The sequence below is a fragment of the Pseudooceanicola sp. LIPI14-2-Ac024 genome (assembly GCF_042188925.1).
In the GTDB taxonomy this organism is placed as follows: Bacteria; Pseudomonadota; Alphaproteobacteria; order Rhodobacterales; family Rhodobacteraceae; genus Pseudooceanicola.
The window spans coordinates 1,687,219-1,704,931 of record NZ_CP170102.1; the positions used below are offsets into that span (position 1 = coordinate 1,687,219).

General features: G+C 65.9%; 24 protein-coding genes and 2 pseudogenes. 3 read left to right on the forward strand and 23 right to left on the reverse strand.

Translation table 11 applies throughout. The annotated features are described in order from the left end of the window. Positions 1 to 40 precede the first annotated feature (40 nt). From ACE2AC_RS08265 to rplO, 9 genes and pseudogenes are all read right to left on the reverse strand, one after another. A pseudogene (locus ACE2AC_RS08265) lies at positions 41 to 1,353 on the reverse strand (replication-associated recombination protein A). Next, entirely contained in the window at positions 1,350 to 2,738 is a 1,389-nt protein-coding gene (locus ACE2AC_RS08270) for a trypsin-like peptidase domain-containing protein (RefSeq protein ID WP_375691621.1), read from the reverse strand. The pseudogene ACE2AC_RS08265 and the gene ACE2AC_RS08270 overlap by 4 nt, the downstream one beginning before the upstream one ends. 165 nt (positions 2,739 to 2,903) lie before the next feature. Further along, positions 2,904 to 3,323, reverse strand: coding sequence for a 50S ribosomal protein L17 (gene rplQ, locus ACE2AC_RS08275; RefSeq protein WP_375691622.1), 420 nt, complete (start codon positions 3,321 to 3,323; stop codon positions 2,904 to 2,906). A 175-nt stretch (positions 3,324 to 3,498) separates the two neighbouring features. Then, on the reverse strand, positions 3,499 to 4,515 hold the full coding sequence (locus ACE2AC_RS08280) for a DNA-directed RNA polymerase subunit alpha (RefSeq protein ID WP_375691623.1): 1,017 nt from the start codon (positions 4,513 to 4,515) through the stop codon (positions 3,499 to 3,501). Positions 4,516 to 4,630: 115 nt separating this feature from the next. Continuing rightward, complete coding sequence (gene rpsK / locus ACE2AC_RS08285; RefSeq protein WP_375691624.1) at positions 4,631 to 5,026, reverse strand: 30S ribosomal protein S11; 396 nt, start codon at positions 5,024 to 5,026, stop codon at positions 4,631 to 4,633. 15 nt (positions 5,027 to 5,041) lie between these two features. Continuing rightward, entirely contained in the window at positions 5,042 to 5,410 is a 369-nt protein-coding gene (rpsM, locus tag ACE2AC_RS08290) for a 30S ribosomal protein S13 (protein ID WP_375691625.1), read from the reverse strand. Between the two features lie 189 nt (positions 5,411 to 5,599). After that, entirely contained in the window at positions 5,600 to 6,181 is a 582-nt protein-coding gene (locus ACE2AC_RS08295; RefSeq protein ID WP_375691626.1) for an adenylate kinase, read from the reverse strand. Beyond that, a complete protein-coding gene (gene secY / locus ACE2AC_RS08300; RefSeq protein ID WP_375691627.1) occupies positions 6,178 to 7,539 on the reverse strand; it encodes a preprotein translocase subunit SecY in 1,362 nt (453 codons plus the stop codon). Before secY ends, ACE2AC_RS08295 begins: the two co-directional genes overlap by 4 nt. A gap of 110 nt (positions 7,540 to 7,649) precedes the next feature. After that, the gene (gene rplO / locus ACE2AC_RS08305; RefSeq protein WP_375691628.1) at positions 7,650 to 8,126 is read right to left on the reverse strand and encodes a 50S ribosomal protein L15; all 477 of its coding nucleotides are present in this window, start codon (positions 8,124 to 8,126) and stop codon (positions 7,650 to 7,652) included. Between the two features lie 482 nt (positions 8,127 to 8,608). Here rplO and ACE2AC_RS08310 point away from each other — a divergent pair, with 482 nt between their 5' ends. Beyond that, complete coding sequence (locus tag ACE2AC_RS08310) at positions 8,609 to 9,919, forward strand: DEAD/DEAH box helicase (protein ID WP_375691629.1); 1,311 nt, start codon at positions 8,609 to 8,611, stop codon at positions 9,917 to 9,919. A gap of 56 nt (positions 9,920 to 9,975) precedes the next feature. Then, positions 9,976 to 10,698, forward strand: a complete 723-nt coding sequence (locus ACE2AC_RS08315; protein WP_375691630.1) for a VWA domain-containing protein — start codon at positions 9,976 to 9,978, stop codon at positions 10,696 to 10,698. Between the two features lie 13 nt (positions 10,699 to 10,711). Here the strand turns inward: ACE2AC_RS08315 and ACE2AC_RS08320 are convergent, their stop codons facing one another. The 12 genes and pseudogenes from ACE2AC_RS08320 to rpmC all read right to left on the reverse strand — a co-directional run bounded on the left by ACE2AC_RS08320 (position 10,712) and on the right by rpmC (position 15,617). After that, positions 10,712 to 11,161: a DUF3291 domain-containing protein gene (locus ACE2AC_RS08320; RefSeq protein WP_375691631.1), complete on the reverse strand. Its 450-nt coding sequence runs from the start codon at positions 11,159 to 11,161 to the stop codon at positions 10,712 to 10,714. 122 nt (positions 11,162 to 11,283) lie between these two features. Then, entirely contained in the window at positions 11,284 to 11,469 is a 186-nt protein-coding gene (rpmD, locus tag ACE2AC_RS08325; RefSeq protein WP_375691632.1) for a 50S ribosomal protein L30, read from the reverse strand. A 3-nt stretch (positions 11,470 to 11,472) separates the two neighbouring features. Next, positions 11,473 to 12,045 (reverse strand): 30S ribosomal protein S5, encoded by a 573-nt coding sequence (gene rpsE, locus ACE2AC_RS08330; RefSeq protein WP_375691633.1) that lies wholly within the window; start codon positions 12,043 to 12,045, stop codon positions 11,473 to 11,475. A 176-nt stretch (positions 12,046 to 12,221) separates the two neighbouring features. After that, positions 12,222 to 12,581 carry a 50S ribosomal protein L18 gene (rplR, locus tag ACE2AC_RS08335; RefSeq protein ID WP_375691634.1) on the reverse strand — a complete coding sequence of 120 codons (360 nt, stop codon included), beginning with the start codon at positions 12,579 to 12,581 and terminating at the stop codon, positions 12,222 to 12,224. 11 nt (positions 12,582 to 12,592) lie between these two features. Further along, positions 12,593 to 13,126 carry a 50S ribosomal protein L6 gene (rplF, locus tag ACE2AC_RS08340; RefSeq protein ID WP_375691635.1) on the reverse strand — a complete coding sequence of 178 codons (534 nt, stop codon included), beginning with the start codon at positions 13,124 to 13,126 and terminating at the stop codon, positions 12,593 to 12,595. Positions 13,127 to 13,136: 10 nt separating this feature from the next. Further along, entirely contained in the window at positions 13,137 to 13,529 is a 393-nt protein-coding gene (rpsH, locus tag ACE2AC_RS08345) for a 30S ribosomal protein S8 (RefSeq protein WP_375691636.1), read from the reverse strand. A gap of 13 nt (positions 13,530 to 13,542) precedes the next feature. After that, positions 13,543 to 13,848 carry a 30S ribosomal protein S14 gene (gene rpsN, locus ACE2AC_RS08350; RefSeq protein ID WP_375691637.1) on the reverse strand — a complete coding sequence of 102 codons (306 nt, stop codon included), beginning with the start codon at positions 13,846 to 13,848 and terminating at the stop codon, positions 13,543 to 13,545. Between the two features lie 21 nt (positions 13,849 to 13,869). Continuing rightward, positions 13,870 to 14,433, reverse strand: coding sequence for a 50S ribosomal protein L5 (gene rplE, locus ACE2AC_RS08355; protein ID WP_375691638.1), 564 nt, complete (start codon positions 14,431 to 14,433; stop codon positions 13,870 to 13,872). Then, positions 14,426 to 14,737, reverse strand: coding sequence for a 50S ribosomal protein L24 (gene rplX / locus ACE2AC_RS08360; RefSeq protein WP_375691639.1), 312 nt, complete (start codon positions 14,735 to 14,737; stop codon positions 14,426 to 14,428). Before rplX ends, rplE begins: the two co-directional genes overlap by 8 nt. Beyond that, on the reverse strand, positions 14,737 to 15,105 hold the full coding sequence (rplN, locus tag ACE2AC_RS08365; protein WP_005621870.1) for a 50S ribosomal protein L14: 369 nt from the start codon (positions 15,103 to 15,105) through the stop codon (positions 14,737 to 14,739). Before rplN ends, rplX begins: the two co-directional genes overlap by 1 nt. A 75-nt stretch (positions 15,106 to 15,180) precedes the next feature. Further along, a pseudogene (rpsQ, locus tag ACE2AC_RS08370) lies at positions 15,181 to 15,410 on the reverse strand (30S ribosomal protein S17). Between the two features lie 6 nt (positions 15,411 to 15,416). After that, positions 15,417 to 15,617, reverse strand: coding sequence for a 50S ribosomal protein L29 (rpmC, locus tag ACE2AC_RS08375; protein WP_375691640.1), 201 nt, complete (start codon positions 15,615 to 15,617; stop codon positions 15,417 to 15,419). 360 nt (positions 15,618 to 15,977) lie between these two features. On the opposite strand from rpmC, the gene ACE2AC_RS08380 reads away from it, so the two are divergent. Beyond that, positions 15,978 to 16,565 carry a hypothetical protein gene (locus tag ACE2AC_RS08380; protein WP_375691641.1) on the forward strand — a complete coding sequence of 196 codons (588 nt, stop codon included), beginning with the start codon at positions 15,978 to 15,980 and terminating at the stop codon, positions 16,563 to 16,565. 3 nt (positions 16,566 to 16,568) lie between these two features. Here the strand turns inward: ACE2AC_RS08380 and ACE2AC_RS08385 are convergent, their stop codons facing one another. After that, entirely contained in the window at positions 16,569 to 17,024 is a 456-nt protein-coding gene (locus ACE2AC_RS08385; RefSeq protein WP_375691642.1) for a DUF3237 domain-containing protein, read from the reverse strand. A 4-nt stretch (positions 17,025 to 17,028) separates the two neighbouring features. Continuing rightward, the gene (locus tag ACE2AC_RS08390) at positions 17,029 to 17,649 is read right to left on the reverse strand and encodes a 2OG-Fe(II) oxygenase family protein (protein ID WP_375691643.1); all 621 of its coding nucleotides are present in this window, start codon (positions 17,647 to 17,649) and stop codon (positions 17,029 to 17,031) included. Positions 17,650 to 17,713: the final 64 nt, after the last annotated feature.

The window sequence follows — 17,713 nt, forward strand, 5'->3', positions numbered from 1 at the left end:
TGTCGCGCGGAGGGGGTGGATTGTCAAGCGGGGCGGCCCCTCAGCCGCGCTTGGCGCGCTGCTTCGTGAACCAGTCGAGCCGCTTCTTCAGCTCGCGCTCGAACCCGCGTTCGACCGGCAGGTAGTAGGCCTCGCGCTTCATCGTCTCGGGGAAGTAGTTCTGGCCCGAGAACGCGTCTTCGGCATCGTGGTCGTAGGCATAGCCGGCACCGTAGCCCTGGTCCTTCATCAGTTTCGTTGGCGCGTTCAGGATATGCTTCGGCGGCGGTTCCGAGCCGTATTTCCGGGCCGAGACCATCGCCGCCTTCCAGCCCACGTATCCCGCGTTCGATTTCGGCGCGAGCGCGAGGTAGGTCACCGCCTGCGCCAGCGCCAGCTCACCCTCGGGCGAGCCGAGCCGTTCATAGATCTGCCAGGCCTCGAGGCAAAGCGACTGCGCCTGCGGGTCGGCCAGCCCGATGTCCTCGATCGCCATGCGGGTGATCCGCCGGGCTAGGTAGCGCGGGTCCTCGCCCCCGCCAGCATCCGCGCCAGCCAGTAGAGCGCGGCGTCCGGGTCGCTGCCCCGAACCGATTTGTGCAGGGCCGAGATCAGGTTGTAATGCTCGTCGCCCGACTTGTCGTACTTCGCCGCCCGCCGCTGCAGGCGCGTAGTCAGGGCGGTGGTGTCGAGCTTGCCCTCGACCTTCCAGGCCGCGACCTGTTCGACGAGGTTCAGCAGCGCCCGGCCATCGCCGTCCGCCATCTCCTGCAAGGCCTCGCGCGCGGCACGGTCGAGCGGCAGGCTGCGGTCCAGTTCCTTCTCGGCCCGCTGGGTCAGGCGCTCCAGGTCAGCCAGTGACAGCCGTTCCAGTACCATCACCTGGCTGCGGCTCAGGAGTGCGGCGTTCAGTTCGAACGATGGATTCTCGGTCGTGGCGCCGACCAGCAGGATCGTGCCGTCCTCCATGTGGGGCAGGAAGCCGTCCTGCTGCGCCTTGTTGAAGCGGTGGATCTCGTCAACGAAGAGGAGCGTCCCCTGCCCGTTCGTGCGCCGCATCTTGGCGGCCTCGAACACCTTCCGCAGTTCGGGCACCCCGGTGAAGATCGCACTGATCTGGACGAAATGCAGGTCGGTCTCGGCTGCCAGCAGCCGGGCGATGGTGGTCTTGCCCACGCCCGGCGGCCCCCAGAGGATCAGCGAGGACAGCGCGCCCGAGGCCAGCATCACGCCAAGCGGCGCGTCCGGGCCCAGCACCTGGCCCTGCCCGATGACCTCGGAAAGCGTGCGCGGCCGCAGCCGGTCGGCCAGCGGGCGCGGGGCGCCGTCGCCCGACGGCGCGGCCTGCGGTGTCGCGAAGAGGTCGTCGCTCACAGCCGGAAGCGGAGCGCCATGCGCTCGCGCCCCCTCTGGATGTCGAGCGCCAGCCACCGGCCGGTCGCCTTCAGCGCGGCCTCGGCCGCCTTGCTGCCGGTCATCGCCTCGTCGTTGATCGCGGTGATCACGTCGCCGGCCCTGAGCCCCGCGCGCAGGCCGACGGGGCCGGGGGCGGTCACCACGACGCCCTGCACCGACAGCGGCAGTCCGAACTCGGCCAGCACCGCGGGGTTCACCCCGGAAAGGCCCAACCCCGGGATCGGCGTGTCCTCTCCGGTGACCAGAGCATCGCGCGGCGGCGTTTCGGGCGGCGCGGTCAGGGTGACGTTCAGCACGATCTCCTTGCCCTGCCGCAGGCACCGCACCGGCACCTCGCTGCCCTCGCCGGCCACCGACATGCGATAGATCATCTCGGCCGGGGTGTTCACCGGCTGGCCGCCCACGTCCATGATCACGTCCCCGGCTTCGAGCCCGGCGGCGCGGAACGGGCTCTCGGCGTGGATCTCCGAGATCACGATGCCACCGGGCCGCGACAGTCCCAGCCCCTCGGCCATGGCCGCGTCGACCGGTTGGCCATTCAGCCCCGCCCAAGGGCGGCGGAACACCTCGGCCCCGTCGCGGGCCTGGGCCACGAATTCCTTTACCAGTGAGGCGGGGATGGCAAAGCCGATCCCGTTCGAGCCGCCCGACCGCGACAGGATCGAGGTGTTGACCCCGATCAACTGCCCGTTCAGGTCGATCAGTGCGCCGCCGGAGTTGCCTGGGTTGATCGGCGCGTCGGTCTGGATGAAGTAGCCGCGCGCGTTGCCGGTGGCCGTGCCCGACCGGGCCAGTCCCGACACGATGCCCGACGACACCGTCTGGCCCACGCCGAACGGGTTGCCGATCGCCAGCACCAGCTCGCCCACCTCGACGCCGTCGCTGTCGCGCAGGTCGAGATGCGGCATGTCCTCGGCGCCGTCCAGCTTGAGGATGGCAAGGTCCGCCTCGGCATCGGCCAGCAGCACGCGCGCCTTGAACTCGCGCCGGTCGTTCAGCACCACGCGGATGTCGTCGGCCTGCCCCACCACGTGATGGTTCGACACGACGATCCCGTCGTCGGACAGGATCACCCCGGAGCCGAGCGAGTTCTGCACCTGGGGCCGGGTCGGGCCGGTGTCGCGGAAGAACTCGGAAAAGAACGGGTCGTTCGCAAAGGGCGAGCTGCGCGTCTCGACCACCCGGCTGGCGTAGATGTTCACGACGGCGGGGGTCGCCTGTTTGACCACGGGCGCGAAACTGAGCGCTATATCGGCCTGGCTTTGCGGGACGGCCTGCGCCACCACGGCGGCGGGCGCAGAGAGAACCCCGAGGGCGATCACGGCGGAAAGAACCTGCTTCATGGCCGCAGGATATGCGGAGGGGCGCGGCGGAATGCAAGCGCCGCACCGGGCCTTCGTGGTTCCGCCCGTCCTCCCGGCAGGGTCCGAGGGCCCGCCGCGCAACGAAAAACCCCGCCGGATGGGGCGGGGGTTCTCGAAATCGTGACGCGGAAGGCGCGGCCGGGATCAGTCCTCGGCGGCTTCCTCTGCCGCAACGCGGGCCTTGTCGGCTGCGCCCTTGGCATCGACGTCGCGGTCGACGAACTCGATGATCGCCATCGGCGCCATGTCGCCATAGCGGAAGCCGGCCTTCATGATCCGGACGTAGCCGCCCTGGCGGTCCTTGTAGCGGGGGCCGAGCACGTCGAACAGTTTCGCGACGTATTCGTCCTGCTTCAGCTGGGACGCGGCCTGACGGCGGGCGTGCAGATCGCCGCGCTTGCCGAGGGTGATGAGCTTCTCGACGATCGGACGCAGTTCCTTTGCCTTCGGCAGGGTCGTCTTGATCTGTTCGTGTTCGATGAGCGAGCCGGCCATGTTCGCCCAGAGAGCCTTGCGGTGCTCATGGGTACGGTTCAGGCGGCGGTAGCCACGTGCGTGACGCATTGTCTTTCTCCAATCATGTGCCCTCTACGGGCGTTTTGCTTTGTCCGACCGGCGATGCGTGTCACCGGCTCTCCTTGGGGCGGGATGCCCGGGTCTTCCGGGGTGGGACGGTGCGTGACAAGCACGCACCCTACCCCGGTGTCGTAGGGTGCGTGCTCTGCACGCACCGCACGTCTCAGAACTGGTCTTCGAATTTCTTCGCCAGGTCCTCGATGTTGTCCGGCGGCCAGTCCTCGACATCCATGCCGAGGTGCAGGCCCATGCCGGACAGCACTTCCTTGATCTCGTTCAGCGACTTGCGGCCGAAGTTCGGGGTGCGGAGCATCTCGGCTTCGGTCTTCTGGATCAGGTCGCCGATGTAGACGATGTTGTCGTTCTTCAGGCAGTTCGCCGACCGCACGGAGAGTTCCAGCTCGTCCACCTTCTTGAGGAGGAGCGGGTTGAACTCGAGGCCGTCGTCGTCGTCCTGACGGGTGGCCGATTCCGGCTCGTCGAAGTTGACGAAGATCGACAGCTGGTCCTGCAGGATGCGCGCGGCAAAGGCCACGGCGTCATCCGGCGTCAGCGAGCCGTCGGTTTCCACCTTCATGGTCAGCTTGTCGTAGTCCAGCACCTGGCCCTCACGGGTGGGCTGAACGTCGTAGGAGACCTTCTTGATCGGCGAATAGATCGCGTCGATCGGGATCAGGCCGATCGGTGCATCCTCGGGCTTGTTCTTGTCGGCGGCGACATAGCCCTTGCCGGTGTTCACGGTGAGTTCCATGAACAGGTCCGCGCCCTCGTCGAGGTGGCAGATGATGTGATCCTTGTTCAGGATCTCGATGCCGGCGGTTTCGGCGATCTCGGCGGCGGTGACGACGCCCGGACCCTTGGCATTGATGGACAGGCGCTTCGGCCCCTCGACATCCATGCGGATCGACACACCCTTGAGGTTCAGGACGATGTCGGTGACGTCTTCGCGGACACCGGCGACCGAGGAGAACTCGTGCAGCACGTTGTCGATCTGGACCGAGGTGATGGCCGCGCCCTGGAGCGAGGACATGAGGACACGGCGCAGGGCGTTGCCGAGGGTCAGACCGAAGCCGCGCTCGAGCGGTTCGGCAACCACGGTCGCCTGTTTCTGCGGGTCGTTGCCCGGTTTGACATCAAGCTGCGTCGGCTTGATGAGTTCCTGCCAGTTCTTGTGGATCATGCGTGTCTCCTCAATTCCTGTTGCTGCCCCATGTCCAAAGGCCGCAACGCCCGAGGTTGAATGACGTGCGGGAGGCCGCGCATCGGCGCAGCCTCCCGAAAGCCGAAGATCGTAATCAGACGCGGCGGCGCTTCGGAGGGCGGCAGCCGTTGTGGGCGATCGGGGTCACATCACGGATCGAGGTGATGTTGAAACCGACAGCCGCCAGAGCGCGCAGTGCGGATTCGCGGCCCGAACCGGGGCCCTGCACTTCGACTTCCAGCGTCTTGACGCCGTGTTCCTGTGCTTTCTTGCCCGCGTCTTCCGCGGCCATCTGGGCGGCGTAGGGGGTCGATTTCCGCGAACCCTTGAAGCCCATGGTGCCGGCCGACGACCAGGAGATCGCGTTGCCCTGCACGTCCGAGATCAGGATCTTGGTGTTGTTGAACGACGAGTTCACATGTGCCACGCCTGCGGCAATGTTCTTGGAGACCTTCTTCTTGGTCCCGCCACGACGAGTATCGCGTGCCATTGGTGCGGTCCTCCCTTACTTCTTCTTGCCGGCAATGGCCTTTGCGGGGCCTTTGCGGGTGCGAGCGTTGGTGTGGGTCCGCTGGCCGCGGACGGGGAGGTTGCGGCGATGGCGCAGGCCACGGTAGCAGCCGAGGTCCATCAGGCGCTTGATGTTCATCTGCGTCTCGCGGCGCAGGTCACCTTCCACGGTATAGTTGGCGTCGATGTGCTCGCGGATGGCCAGAACCTCGGAGTCCGAGAGTTCGTTCACCCGGCGGGCCGCGTCGATGCCGACGGCTTCGCAGATTGCCTTGGCCGAGGTATGGCCAATGCCGGTGATGTAGGTGAGTGCGATCGGCACCCTTTTTGCAGTCGGGATGTTAACGCCGGCGATACGTGCCACGTGTCACTTTCCTTTGGTTGCGGTTCCGTAGCTCCAGAACCTTTTTTCACAACATCTGACCAAGGGCAGCGTGCCGGAGGTCATGTCGAATTTCGGTGGTCCAAACGGCACCCGGCGGCAATGGGAATCGCCGCCGGGGTCCGGGATAGGGCTGACTATGTAAGATTGTGCGGGGCGTCAAGGCCCGATTCAGGAATTGTCCAGAACCTGCGCAATCGCGGATTCGACCTCGCCGATATCCGCCAGTCCGTCGACCGCCTTGAGCTTGCCCTTGGCGTGGTAATACCCAAGCAGCGGCGACGTCTTCTTGTAGTATTCCATCAGGCGGACCTTGAGGCTTTCCGCGTTGTCGTCAGCGCGCACCGGCTGACCGTTGGCGGCGGCCTCCTTGGCGCGGTTGACGATGCGGTCGACCAGGACCTCGTCGTTGACCCGCAGCTCGATCGCGGCGGCCAGCCCCTGCCCCATCTCGGACAGCAGCTGCTCAAGCGCGTCGGCCTGGCCCAGGGTGCGCGGGAAGCCGTCGAAGATGAAACCGCCGCCGGTGTCGCCTTCGAGCTTCTCGCGGATCAGGCCGATGACGATCTCGTCCGTGACCAGTTCGCCCGCATCCATGATCGCGGCAACCTTCTGCCCCATCTCGGTGCCCGAGGTCCGGGCTTCGCGCAGCATGTCGCCGGTGGAGAGCTGGACCATGCCCCGCGAGGACACAAGTTTAGCGGCCTGGGTGCCTTTGCCGGCCCCAGGCGGTCCGAGCAGAATGATGTTCATCGACGTGCACTTCCTTTGCGACCGCGCCGCTTGCCTTTGCCGCGCAGCTTGGATTTCTCAATCAGGCTCTCGTACTGGTGCGCCTGCAGATGGCTGTGCACCTGCTCGATCGTGTCCATGGTCACCGACACCACGATCAGCACGGAGGTGCCGCCGAAGTAGAACGGAATGGCCAGCTGGTTGCGCAGGATCTCGGGCAGCAGGCAGACCGCCGCAAGGTAGGCCGAGCCCAGCACCAGGATCCGGTTGACCACGTATTCCAGGTACTCCGCCGTCCGCTTGCCGGGACGGATCCCCGGGACAAAGCCGTTCTGGTTCTTCAGGTTGTCCGCGACGTCGTCCGTCTTGAACGAGACGTTGTGCGTGTAGAAGTACGCGAAGAACACGATCATCGCGCAGAAGAACAGCAGGTAGAGCGGCTGGCCCGGCCCGAAGTAGGCCAGGATCGTCGACATCACGGCACCGGTCTGGTTGCCCGAGAAGGTCGAGATCGTGACCGGCAGCAGCAGCAGCGAGCTGGCGAAGATCGCCGGGATCACGCCCGCCGGGTTCACCTTGATCGGCAGGTGGCTGGAACCGCCGTCGTAGATCTTCATGCCGACCTGGCGACGCGGGTACTGGATGTGGATCTTGCGCAGGGCGCGTTCCATGAAGACGACGAAGGCAATGGTGGCGATCACCATCACGATCACGCCCACGATCACCGCCGGGCTGATCGCACCCGACCGGCCCGAGGCGAAGAACTGCGCCAGCGCTGCCGGAACCTCGGCGATGATGCCGACGAAGATGATGAGCGAGATGCCGTTGCCGACGCCGCGCTGCGTGATCTGTTCACCCAGCCACATCAGGAACATCGTGCCGCCGACCAGCGTGATCAGGCACGAAATCCGGAAGAACATGCCCGGATCGGTCACCAGGTCGCCCGCCTCGAGCGAGATCGCGAGGCCATAGGCCTGCACCGTCGCCAGCGCGACCGTGCCGTAGCGGGTGTACTGGTTGAGTTTCTTCTGACCCTGCTGGCCCTCTTTCTTCAGCGCCTCCAGCGACGGCACCATGGCCGCGAGGAGCTGCACGATGATCGAGGCCGAGATGTAGGGCATGATCCCGAGCGCGAAGATCCCCATCCGCCCGAGCGCACCGCCGGTGAACATCGTCAGGATGCCGCCGAGGCCGGATGCCGCGCCTTCCATGAAGTTGCGGAGCGCCGCGCCGTCGATCCCGGGCACCGGGATGTAGGTGCCGAGCCGGTAGATCACCAGCAGCGCAAGCGTGAAGATGATGCGGTGACGCAGTTCAGTGGCCTTGCCGAGCGCCGCCCAGCTTGTGTTGGCCGCCATCTGTTCTGCTGCAGATACCATGCAAAGGTCTCTTTCGATGCGATAACGCCGCCGGGGCCGTTTCCCGGCTCGGCGGCGTTTCAGGAAAACACGGGAGCTATGTAAGCGGCACGGCGGCCGCTCACAACCTCTTACTCAGCGGCGGCTGCCGCGCCCGTGACCTTCAGCGAACCGCCGGCCTTCTCTACGGCCTCGATGGCCGCCTGCGAGGCACCGGTCACTTCCAGGTTCAGCTTGGTGGCGATGTCGCCCTTCGCCAGGATGCGGACACCGTCCAGCTTGCGGCGGATGGCGCCGGCTGCAACCAGGGTGTCTTCGGTGATGGTCGATTTCGCGTCCAGCTTGCCGCTTTCGATGTACTTGGCGATGATGCCAAGGTTGATCACGGCGAATTTCTTGCGGTTCGGCTTGTTGAAGCCACGCTTGGGCAGACGCTGGTAGATCGGCATCTGGCCGCCCTCGTAGCCCTTGATGGCCACGCCCGAGCGGGATTTTTGACCCTTGATACCACGGCCGGCGGTCTTGCCCTTGCCCGAACCGGGGCCACGTGCAACGCGCTTTTTCTTCGGTGCCGCGCCGGGATTGTCGCGGAGTTCGTTCAGTTTCATGTCGCTTCTCCTTGCCGGACGACCTTCCCGAAGCGATGCGGAAGGGACACGGCATTTCTGGTTGTTTGAGTCGGGCCCGGGAAGGGCCACCGGGGGCGTATATGCGATGCCGCGATGCGGTGCAAGCAGGCGCACGGGCGACGTGCCGACATGCCACACCGGCCGCTGCCCTGCCCGGATCCCGTCCCGGTTCCGCGAATGCAGGTTGACAGCGCCGCCGCCGCCCCCCATATGCGCCTGCGTGCCGATACTGCCGCGTGAGCAGGTTCGCCCGGCCCAAGATGGCCCCGCCGGCACGATTTCCACATGGTTCCCACTTCACGCGGGGGTCCGGCGCTCAGACGGCTTCGGCGGCAATCCGGCCCCGGGGGCGAATTCCGGGCGCAACCCACGAGTGACGTTCCCGGGCAAGATCCCGGGCACACGCTTGTTCGCGCCGCACATTCTTCCGGCGCCGAAAGGACAGTCTTTTGGACTTTGACATGCTGGGGCTTCCGCCCCGCCTCGCCGCCAACCTCGCCGAGCTTGGCCTGACCGAACCCACGCCGATCCAGAAACAGGCGATCCCGCACGCGATGAACGGGCGCGACGTCATGGGCCTGGCCCAGACCGGCACCGGCAAGACGGCCGCCTTCGGCCTGCCGCTGATCTCCGCCCTGATGCGGATGGAGGGCAAACCCGAGGCCAAGGCCGTGCGCGGCCTGATCCTCGCCCCCACGCGCGAGCTGGCCAAGCAGATCCTCGACAACCTGCGCGCCTTTGCCGAGGGCACCAATGTCCGCATCGGCCTGGTCGTCGGCGGCGGGTCCATCAACGCGCAGGTGCACCGCCTGCAGCGCGGCACCGACCTGCTGGTCGCCACCCCGGGCCGCCTTATCGACCTGCTGGACCGCAAGGCCGTGCGCCTCGACCAGACCCAGTTCCTCGTCCTCGACGAGGCGGACCAGATGCTCGACCTGGGCTTCATCCACGCGCTGCGCCAAATCGCGCCGCTGCTGCCGGCCGATCGCCAGACGATGCTCTTCTCGGCCACCATGCCGAAGCAGATGAACGAGATCGCGTCGACCTACCTCAAGAACCCGATCCGCGTCGAAACCGCGCCTCCGGGCAAACCGGCCGAGAAGATCGACCAATGCGTGCACTTCGTCGCGCAGTCGGAGAAGACCGGCCAGCTGATCGAACACCTCGACCAGCACCGCGACGAATCCGCGCTGGTGTTTGCCCGCACCAAGCACGGCGCCGAACGGTTGATGAAACAGCTGGTCGCCGCGGGCTTTGCCGCTGCCTCGGTCCACGGCAACAAGAGCCAGGGCCAACGCGACCGCGCTCTGCGCGAGTTCCGCGAAGGTGAGACACGCGTCCTGGTGGCCACCGACGTCGCCGCGCGCGGCATCGACATCCCCGAGGTGCGGTATGTCTACAACTACGACCTGCCCAACGTGGCGGACAACTACGTCCACCGCATCGGCCGGACCGCGCGCGCGGGCCGCGACGGCACCGCGATCGCCTATTGCGCCCCCGGCGAGATGGGCGAGTTCCGCGACATCCAGAAGCTGATGGGCCGCCAGATCCGCGTGGCCGGCGGCACCCCCTGGCAACCGATGGACGAGGCTGCGGCCCCGAAACCCGGCCGCGGCAAGGGCAAGCCCGGCGGTCGTCCCGGTGGCGGTCGGCGTCACGGCCAGGGCGGCAAGCCCGGCGGCCAGCAGCAGCGCAAGGCCGAAGCCAACGGCAACAGCAACGGCGGTCAGAAGCGTCGCCAGCGCTCGCGCAACCGGTCTCGCGCGGCCTGATCCCGACGATTGATTTTTGACCGGGGGCGGTGTGTCATCGAAGGATGCACCGCCCCTTGTCACATCTGCCGGGCTGGACCGCGTGCCTTGCCCTCCTCCTCGCGCCCGGCACCGCCCGCGCCGCGCCCGACTGCATCGCCGACGCGATGCTGGTCTTCGACGGCTCGGGCTCGATGTCCGAGATTGGCTTTGACGCCAGCGCCGCCACCCGGATCGAGGAGGCGCGGATCGCCGTCGCCCGCGCCCTGCCCGAGATCGCCGAGCTGCGGCGGGTGGGGCTGGTCGTCTACGGGGCGGGTGCCGACAGCTGCGCCACCGACCTCAGGCTGCCGCCGACCCTCGACGCCGCGGCACCGATCATCGCGGCGGTCGACGGGTTGCGCCCCGGTGGGCTGACGCCCCTGGCCCAGGCGGTCGAGATGGCGGCCACGGCGCTCGATTACCGGCGGGAGCCGGGGATCGTGGTCGTGGTGACCGACGGCAACGAAACCTGCGGCGGACGTCCCTGCACCCTCGGCGCGCAGCTGGCGGCCGAGGCGCAGGACCTGACCATCCATGTCATCGGCTTCCGGGTCGAGGTCGACTTCTGGACCTGGGACAACCCGGAACAAGAAAGCTATGCCAACGACCGCAGCGTGGCGCGGTGCCTGGCCGAACGGACGGGCGGACAGTTCGTGACGACGGAAACGGTGGATGAACTGGTCGAGGCCCTGCGCGAGACGCTGGGCTGTCCGGTGATCGGCGCCCTGACCTCTTCCCTGTCCCGCCGCCCGCTTTGACCCCACCCGGGCCTCATGCCTGCGCCGCGACCCAGCCGAAATCGTAGGCCTCGGACGATGCGCCGCGGCGCGCCAGATCGGCCAGTCGCGCCTGTCCTTCCTCGACGGTCGGGATGTATCCCGCGGGCACCGGCCATATTACGTAGTTCGGCCCGTCCCAGGGCTCGAACCATTCGGCCCTCCGCCGCAGGAACCCGCCGTGTACCGTCTGCTGGACGAAGAAGCGCAATGCCTCGGGGCTCAGCCAGACCGACAGCGACACGGCCAGCCGCGGATCGCCAAGCAGCGCCTCGTAGGCGCCGGCCCCCTCGGGCGCGGCCGCATTATCGACCAGCCGCCAGACGAATCCGTCCGAGCGTTCGGCCACCGCGTTCACGCGTGTCACGTTATCGACAAAGCCCGCCACCCGGGGATCGCCCGGCGGATGGCGCAGCCTTGCGATGTTGTAATGCGCCACCGGCATGGGCGCGCCTCCTCCTCTAGCCGGGACATCCTAGCACGGCCACCGCCCCTGCCCCGCAACGAAAAACGCCCCCGGCGGAACCGGGGGCGTTCGAAGTCATCGAACCCGATGCGGGGTCAGGCTTACGCCTTTTCCTCGACGATCGTGACCAGGTGCGGGATCTTGTTGATCATGCCGCGCACGGCCGGGGTATCTTCCAGCTCGCGGGTCTTGTTCATCTTGTTGAGGCCCAGGCCGATCAGCGTCTGGCGCTGCACGGCGGGGCGGCGGATCGGAGAGCCGATCTGCTTAACGACGATGGTTGCCATCTATCAGGCCTCCTCGGTTTGCGCGGCGTCCGCGGCAGCGTCGTCACGTTTCGGCAGGATGTCGGCGACTTTCTTGCCGCGACGCTGCGCCACCATGCGGGGCGAGCTTTCTTTCTGCAGACCGTTCAGCGTGGCACGGATCATGTTGTAGGGGTTCTGCGACCCGATCGACTTGGCGACCACGTCGTGCACGCCCAGCATCTCGAACACGGCGCGCATCGGACCACCGGCAATGATCCCGGTGCCGTGCGGTGCCGAACGCATCACGACGCGGCCCGCGCCATGGCGGCCTTCCATGTCGTGGTGCAGGGTGCGGCCTTCGCGCAGCGGAACTCGGATCATCTGGCGTTTCGCCTGCTCGGTCGCCTTGCGGATCGCCTCGGGGACCTCTTTGGCCTTGCCCTTGCCGAAGCCGACACGGCCCTTCTGGTCGCCGACGACGACGAGCGCGGCGAAGCCGAAGCGCTTACCACCCTTGACGGTTTTCGACACGCGGTTGATCGCGACGAGGCGATCTGCGAATTCCGGGGCTTCCTCGCGTTCGCGGCGATCCCGGCGGTTATCTTCACGAGCCATTGGCTCTCCTCTTCATCAGGTGGGCGGCATGCGCCCGGTTGTCCGATCCTTGGTGAGGGCGCGGCCCTCCCGGATCATCGGGGCACGGGATGCGTGCCCTCGGAAATGCAAGGCGCGTGACAAGCACGCACCCTACGGAGCTGCGGTAGGGTGCGTGCTGCGCACGCACCGCCCCGTCAGATTTTCAGGCCGCCTTCACGCGCGGCGTCGGCCAGGGCCTTCACCTTGCCGTGGAACAGGAAGCCACCACGGTCGAAGTATGCTTCTTCGACGCCCGCTTTCTTGGCGCGCTCGGCGATCGCGGCACCCACCTTCTGGGCGGCCTCGATGTTGTTCTTGCCGATGACGCCCAGGTCCTTCTCGAGAGAGGAGGCCGCGGCGATGGTCACGCCCTGCACATCGTCGATGAGCTGGACGCTGATGTTTTTGTTCGAACGGTGCACCGACAGCCGAAGACGGCCGGCGTTCACCGCGCGGAGCTTGTTCCGGTTGCGCAGACGGCGCTTCAGGAACAGTTGACGTTTGCTGTTTGCCATGTTCGCCGTCCTTACTTCTTCTTGCCTTCCTTGCGGAAGATGTACTCGTTCTTGTACCGGATCCCCTTGCCCTTGTAGGGCTCGGGCCGGCGCCATTCGCGGATGTTGGCCGCGACCTGGCCGACGAGTTGCGGATCGGTGCCCTCAACGACGATTTCGGTCTGCTTCGGGGTCGTGACGGTCACGCCCTCCGGCACTTCGAAATTCACGTCGTGGGACAGGCCGAGGTTCAGGACCAGCTTGTCGCCCTGCATCTGGGCGCGGTAACCCACACCCGTGATCTCGAGCTCTTTCTTGAAGCCGGTGCTGACGCCCTGGACCATGTTCGCGACCATCGTGCGGCTCATGCCCCACTGCTGGCGCGCCCGCTTGGACTTGCCGCGCGGGGTGACCGACACGGTGTTGTCCTCGATGGTGATGGTGACGTCATCGGTGGCGGTGAAGGTGTGGGTGCCTTTCGGACCCTTCACTTCGACCGTCTGACCCGAAAGGGACGCGGAGACGCCGGACGGCAGTTCGACGGGTTTCTTGCCGATACGAGACATAGGACCCTCCTTAGAATACCGTGCAGAGCACCTCACCGCCGACATTGGCGGAGCGTGCGTTTGCATCCGACATCACGCCCTTCGGCGTGCTGACAATCGACACACCCAGGCCCTGACGGACCGACGGGATGTCCTTGACGCCCATGTAGACGCGGCGGCCGGGGGTCGAAACCCGCTTGAGCTCGCGAATGACAGGGGTGCCTTCGAAGTACTTCAGGCTGATCTCGAGGGTCGGGTGACCGTTGGTGTCGGTGCCCTTCTCGTAACCGCGGATGTAACCTTCGTCCGCCAGCACGTCGAGAACCCAGGCCCGCAGCTTGGAAGCGGGGGTGGACACGGTCGACTTGCCGCGCATCTGCGCGTTGCGGATCCGGGTGAGCATATCGCCGATAGGATCGTTCATCTCTATGCTCTCCTTACCAGCTCGATTTCACCAGACCGGGGATCTGGCCGTTGGAGCCCAGTTCCCGCAGCATGATCCGGGACACCTTGAGCTTACGGTAGTAAGCGTGCGGGCGGCCGGTCAGCTGGCAGCGGTTGTGAAGACGGGTCGCGGACGAGTTGCGGGGCAGCTCGGCCAGCTTCATGGAGGCGCGGAAACGCTCTTCCATGGGCTTCGACTGGTCGTTGATGATTTCTTTCAGCGCTTCACGCTTGGCGGCGTACTTCTTCACCAGCCGTTCGCGTTTCTTTTCGCGCTCGATCATGGATTTTTTAGCCATATCAATCTCTCCTTGGCGCGATCAGCTGTTGAACGGCATGTTGAAGTGCTTGAGCAGCGCTTTCGCCTCGGCATCGGTCCCTGCAGTGGTGCAGATGATGATGTCCATGCCCCAGACCTCGTCGACCTTGTCGAAGTTGATCTCGGGGAAAACGATGTGCTCTTTCATACCCATGGCATAGTTGCCACGGCCGTCGAAGCTCTTGCCCGAAACGCCGCGGAAGTCGCGGACGCGGGGCATGGCCACAGTGATCAGGCGATCGAGGAAGTCGTACATGCGATCGCCACGCAGGGTGACTTTCGCGCCGAGCGGCATCTCTTCGCGGACCCGGAAGCCTGCGATCGATTTCTTCGCCTTGGTGACGACAGCCTTCTGGCCGGCGATGGCGGTCAGGTCTTCCTGGGCCGACTTCGCCTTCTTGCTGTCGCGCACGGCTTCGGCACCGCAGCCGATGTTCAGAACGATCTTGTCCAGACGCGGGATCTGCATGTCGTTCTTGTAGCCGAACTCTTCTTTCAGAGCGGCCTTGATCGTCTCGCGGTACTGCGCCTTCAGACGCGGGGTGTAGTTCGCGGTATCAAGCATCGATCACATCCCCGGTGGTCTTGGCGAAACGGACCTTCTTGTCACCTTCCATGCGGAAGCCGACGCGGGTCGCTTTGCCGTTTGCATCGATCAGGGCGAGGTTCGACAGGTTGATCGGCATCGCTTGCGGGATGCGGCCGCCCTGGCTGGTCTGGCTCTGCTTGGTGTGGCGGATGGCCATGTTGATGCCCGACACGACGGCCTTGCCGGCCTTGGGGTCGACGGAGGCGATTTCGCCTTCCTTGCCCTTGTCCTTGCCGGCGAGCACGACGACCTTGTCGCCCTTACGGAGTTTCGCAGCCATTACAGCACCTCCGGTGCGAGCGAGATGATCTTCATGAAGTTCTTCGCGCGCAGCTCACGAACCACCGGCCCGAAGATACGGGTGCCGACCGGCTCGTTGTTGTTGTTCAGGATGACGGCAGCGTTGCGATCGAAGCGGATCGCGGTGCCGTCTTCACGACGGACTTCCTTGGCGGTGCGCACGACGACGGCCTTGCGGACGTCACCTTTCTTCACGCGGCCGCGCGGGATGGCTTCCTTGACGGAGACGACGATGATGTCGCCCACCGAAGCGTACTTACGCTTGGAACCACCCAGGACCTTGATGCACTGCACCCGGCGAGCGCCGGAGTTGTCAGCGACATCCAGATTGGTCTGCATCTGGATCATGTGGTTTCTCCCGACCTTTGGGGGCTGTTCTGGTTGTTGGCCCCCAGGGTTTCGCTAAAACTGCGAAGGGGTGGCTTATTCAGCCACCACTTCCCAGCGTTTCGTCTTGGACTTCGGCGCGCATTCCTGAATGCGGACGGTGTCCCCACCTTGAAGGTGTTGTTCTCGTCGTGAGCCCGGTACTTCTTGGACTTACGAATGGTCTTCTTCAGAACCGGGTGCGTGAAGCGGCGTTCCACCGACACGGTCACGGTCTGGGCGTTCTGGTCGCTGGTCACGACCCCTTGCAGGATACGTTTGGGCATCTGGTGTTACTCCGCGGCCGCTTTGGCTTTTTCGTTCAGGATGGTCTTCACGCGGGCTGCCTGACGGCGGGCTGCGCGCATCCGTGCGGGGTTTTCCAGTTGGCCGGTGGCCTGCTGAAAGCGCAGGTTGAACTGCTCTTTCTTCAGAGTGACCAGCTCCTCGCGGAGTTGATCCGGGGTCTTGTCCCGGAGATCTTGAGCGCTCATGCTCTATGTTCCTTTTTCAACATCACCGGAAGGCCCCTTGCAGGGTTACCCTGATTCCGGCGGAGTTCGGTATTGGAGGCTGCCCGATACATGGCTTGCGCCAGCATGGCAACCCCTTATTCCAAAGGCCGCGGCGTTTCGCGTCCCCCTGCCGGCCATATCGGGGTGAACGGGGTGGGGTTTCAATCCGCCGCGGGCGGCGTGACCCCACGTTCCGGCCTTCCGCTGCGTTCCGCCGATCACAGCACCGTCAATCCGCAGGCCATCGTCTTGCGCGACAGGCGCGCTAGGTGAATATCGCGCTTTGCGCTCAGTTCAAGCGCCCTGTCCGAGTCGTCCCTGCCCCGTCGAGGTTTCCAAATGTCGTTCCGCCCTGGCATCCTGTCTGCCGCCTTCCTGACCCTAGCCGCGCCCGCGGCGCATGCCGGGATCTGCGACTACCGGCTCAGCAACCTGCTGGGCGGGGCCGGCACCAAGGCGGTCGAGCTGGCCAAGGACGGCGGGGGCGTGCTGAAGGAGGCGGGCGTCCTGACGCTCAACAACGCGGTGACCGGCGCGGGCATGCTGGGATCGGCCTTTGCCGGCAGTTCGGGCGCGGGTGTCGCGGGCGCCGCCGCCAGCGCGGCCCCGATCGGCCTGGCCGTCGGCGCCGCAGTACTGGGGTCCGAGGCGATCTGCTACTTCCTCGACGAACGGATCACCGACTACGACCAGGTGATGATCATCATCAACCTGCTCGCCGCTGATGCCGACCCGCAGTACTTCGAACTTGTCGTGCCCGACACACCGATCGACATGCAGGAATACATCCTCGTCAAGGACCCCGAGAAGGGGACGGTCGACAAGTACATGGTCACCGACCTCTACATCGTGAACGGCGTGCTGAAGAACCGCGACAAGGGGCGGAACACCGTCATCGGCAACATCGGCTTCGTCGCCTTCGAATAGGCGCTAGAGCACCTCGTGCACCGTGTAGCGGACCTCGGACCGGGTGCGTTCGCCAATCCCGACCGCGACGACGCGGTTGAGCCAGTCGTAGCGGTCCGCTGCCGTCTCGAACATCGGGGCGGTGCGGAAGTAGTAACTGGCCGGGTCGAGGTCGCGCCCCGCCGCCAGTTCGGCCCGGTGTTCGGCCCCCAGCGTGTGCACCCCGCGGTAGGTCATGTAGACCAGCGCGCCATCGTCCGTCTCCAGGAGCAGCCGCACGTCGACGCGGGACTGGCCCGGCGCCGCGACCACCCAGTCACCGCTGACCGGCAGCACCCTGCCCCGCAGGCGGTCACCGTCGAACCGGCCGCCGGTGACGTGGAAGATGAGCTTGCCGTGCCCGTCCGCCCCGCGCAGGTCGTGCGGCGCGCCGACCTCGAGCGACAGGTCGAAGAGCGGCCGCGTTGGAACCCCGGTCATCGCCTCACCCCCAGCTGTAGTTGAAGCTGACCGAGATGCGGTCCTCCTCGGACATGTTCATCGGCACCTCGTGGCGCAGCCAGCTTTCCCAGAGCAGCACCTCGCCCGGTTTTGGCGCGACGTAAATGAAGCTCTTCAGCTCCTCCCGCGCGCCCTTCACCCGGGTCGGGGCCGCCATCATCATCGGCAGGCGCGGGTCCTCGAGCTTGAGCGCGCTCGCGCCCTCGGGCATCGCCACGTAGGTCGTGCCGGAAATCACCGAGTGCGGGTGGATATGGCTGGAGTGCGTCCCGCCTTCGGGCAGGATGTTGATCCAGATGTCCTCGAGCTTCAGTTCCCGCTCGCCGAGGTCGAACTCCAGGTCCTTCGCAAACGCCGCGACGTGCTGGTCAAGGACCTTCACCAGGTCGGCAAAGATCGGGAACCGCCAGCCGAGGTCGGTCAGCGAGGCGTAGGAGGTGTAGCCGGGATAGTCGTTGTCCTCGCACCACTGCTGGCCCGCCTCGTCATCCTCGGCGATCGAGTAGCAGGAGTTTTCCAGCTCCTCGGCCTCGATCGGATCGCCGAGTTCGGAAAGCGTGGCGCGGTAGAGGCGTGTGGCGAAGAGAGACTTGATCTCGGACATGGGGGCGACTCCGGTGGGCGTTTGGCCCCTCCCATACCGTGGATCGCGGGCGCGGGCCAAGGGG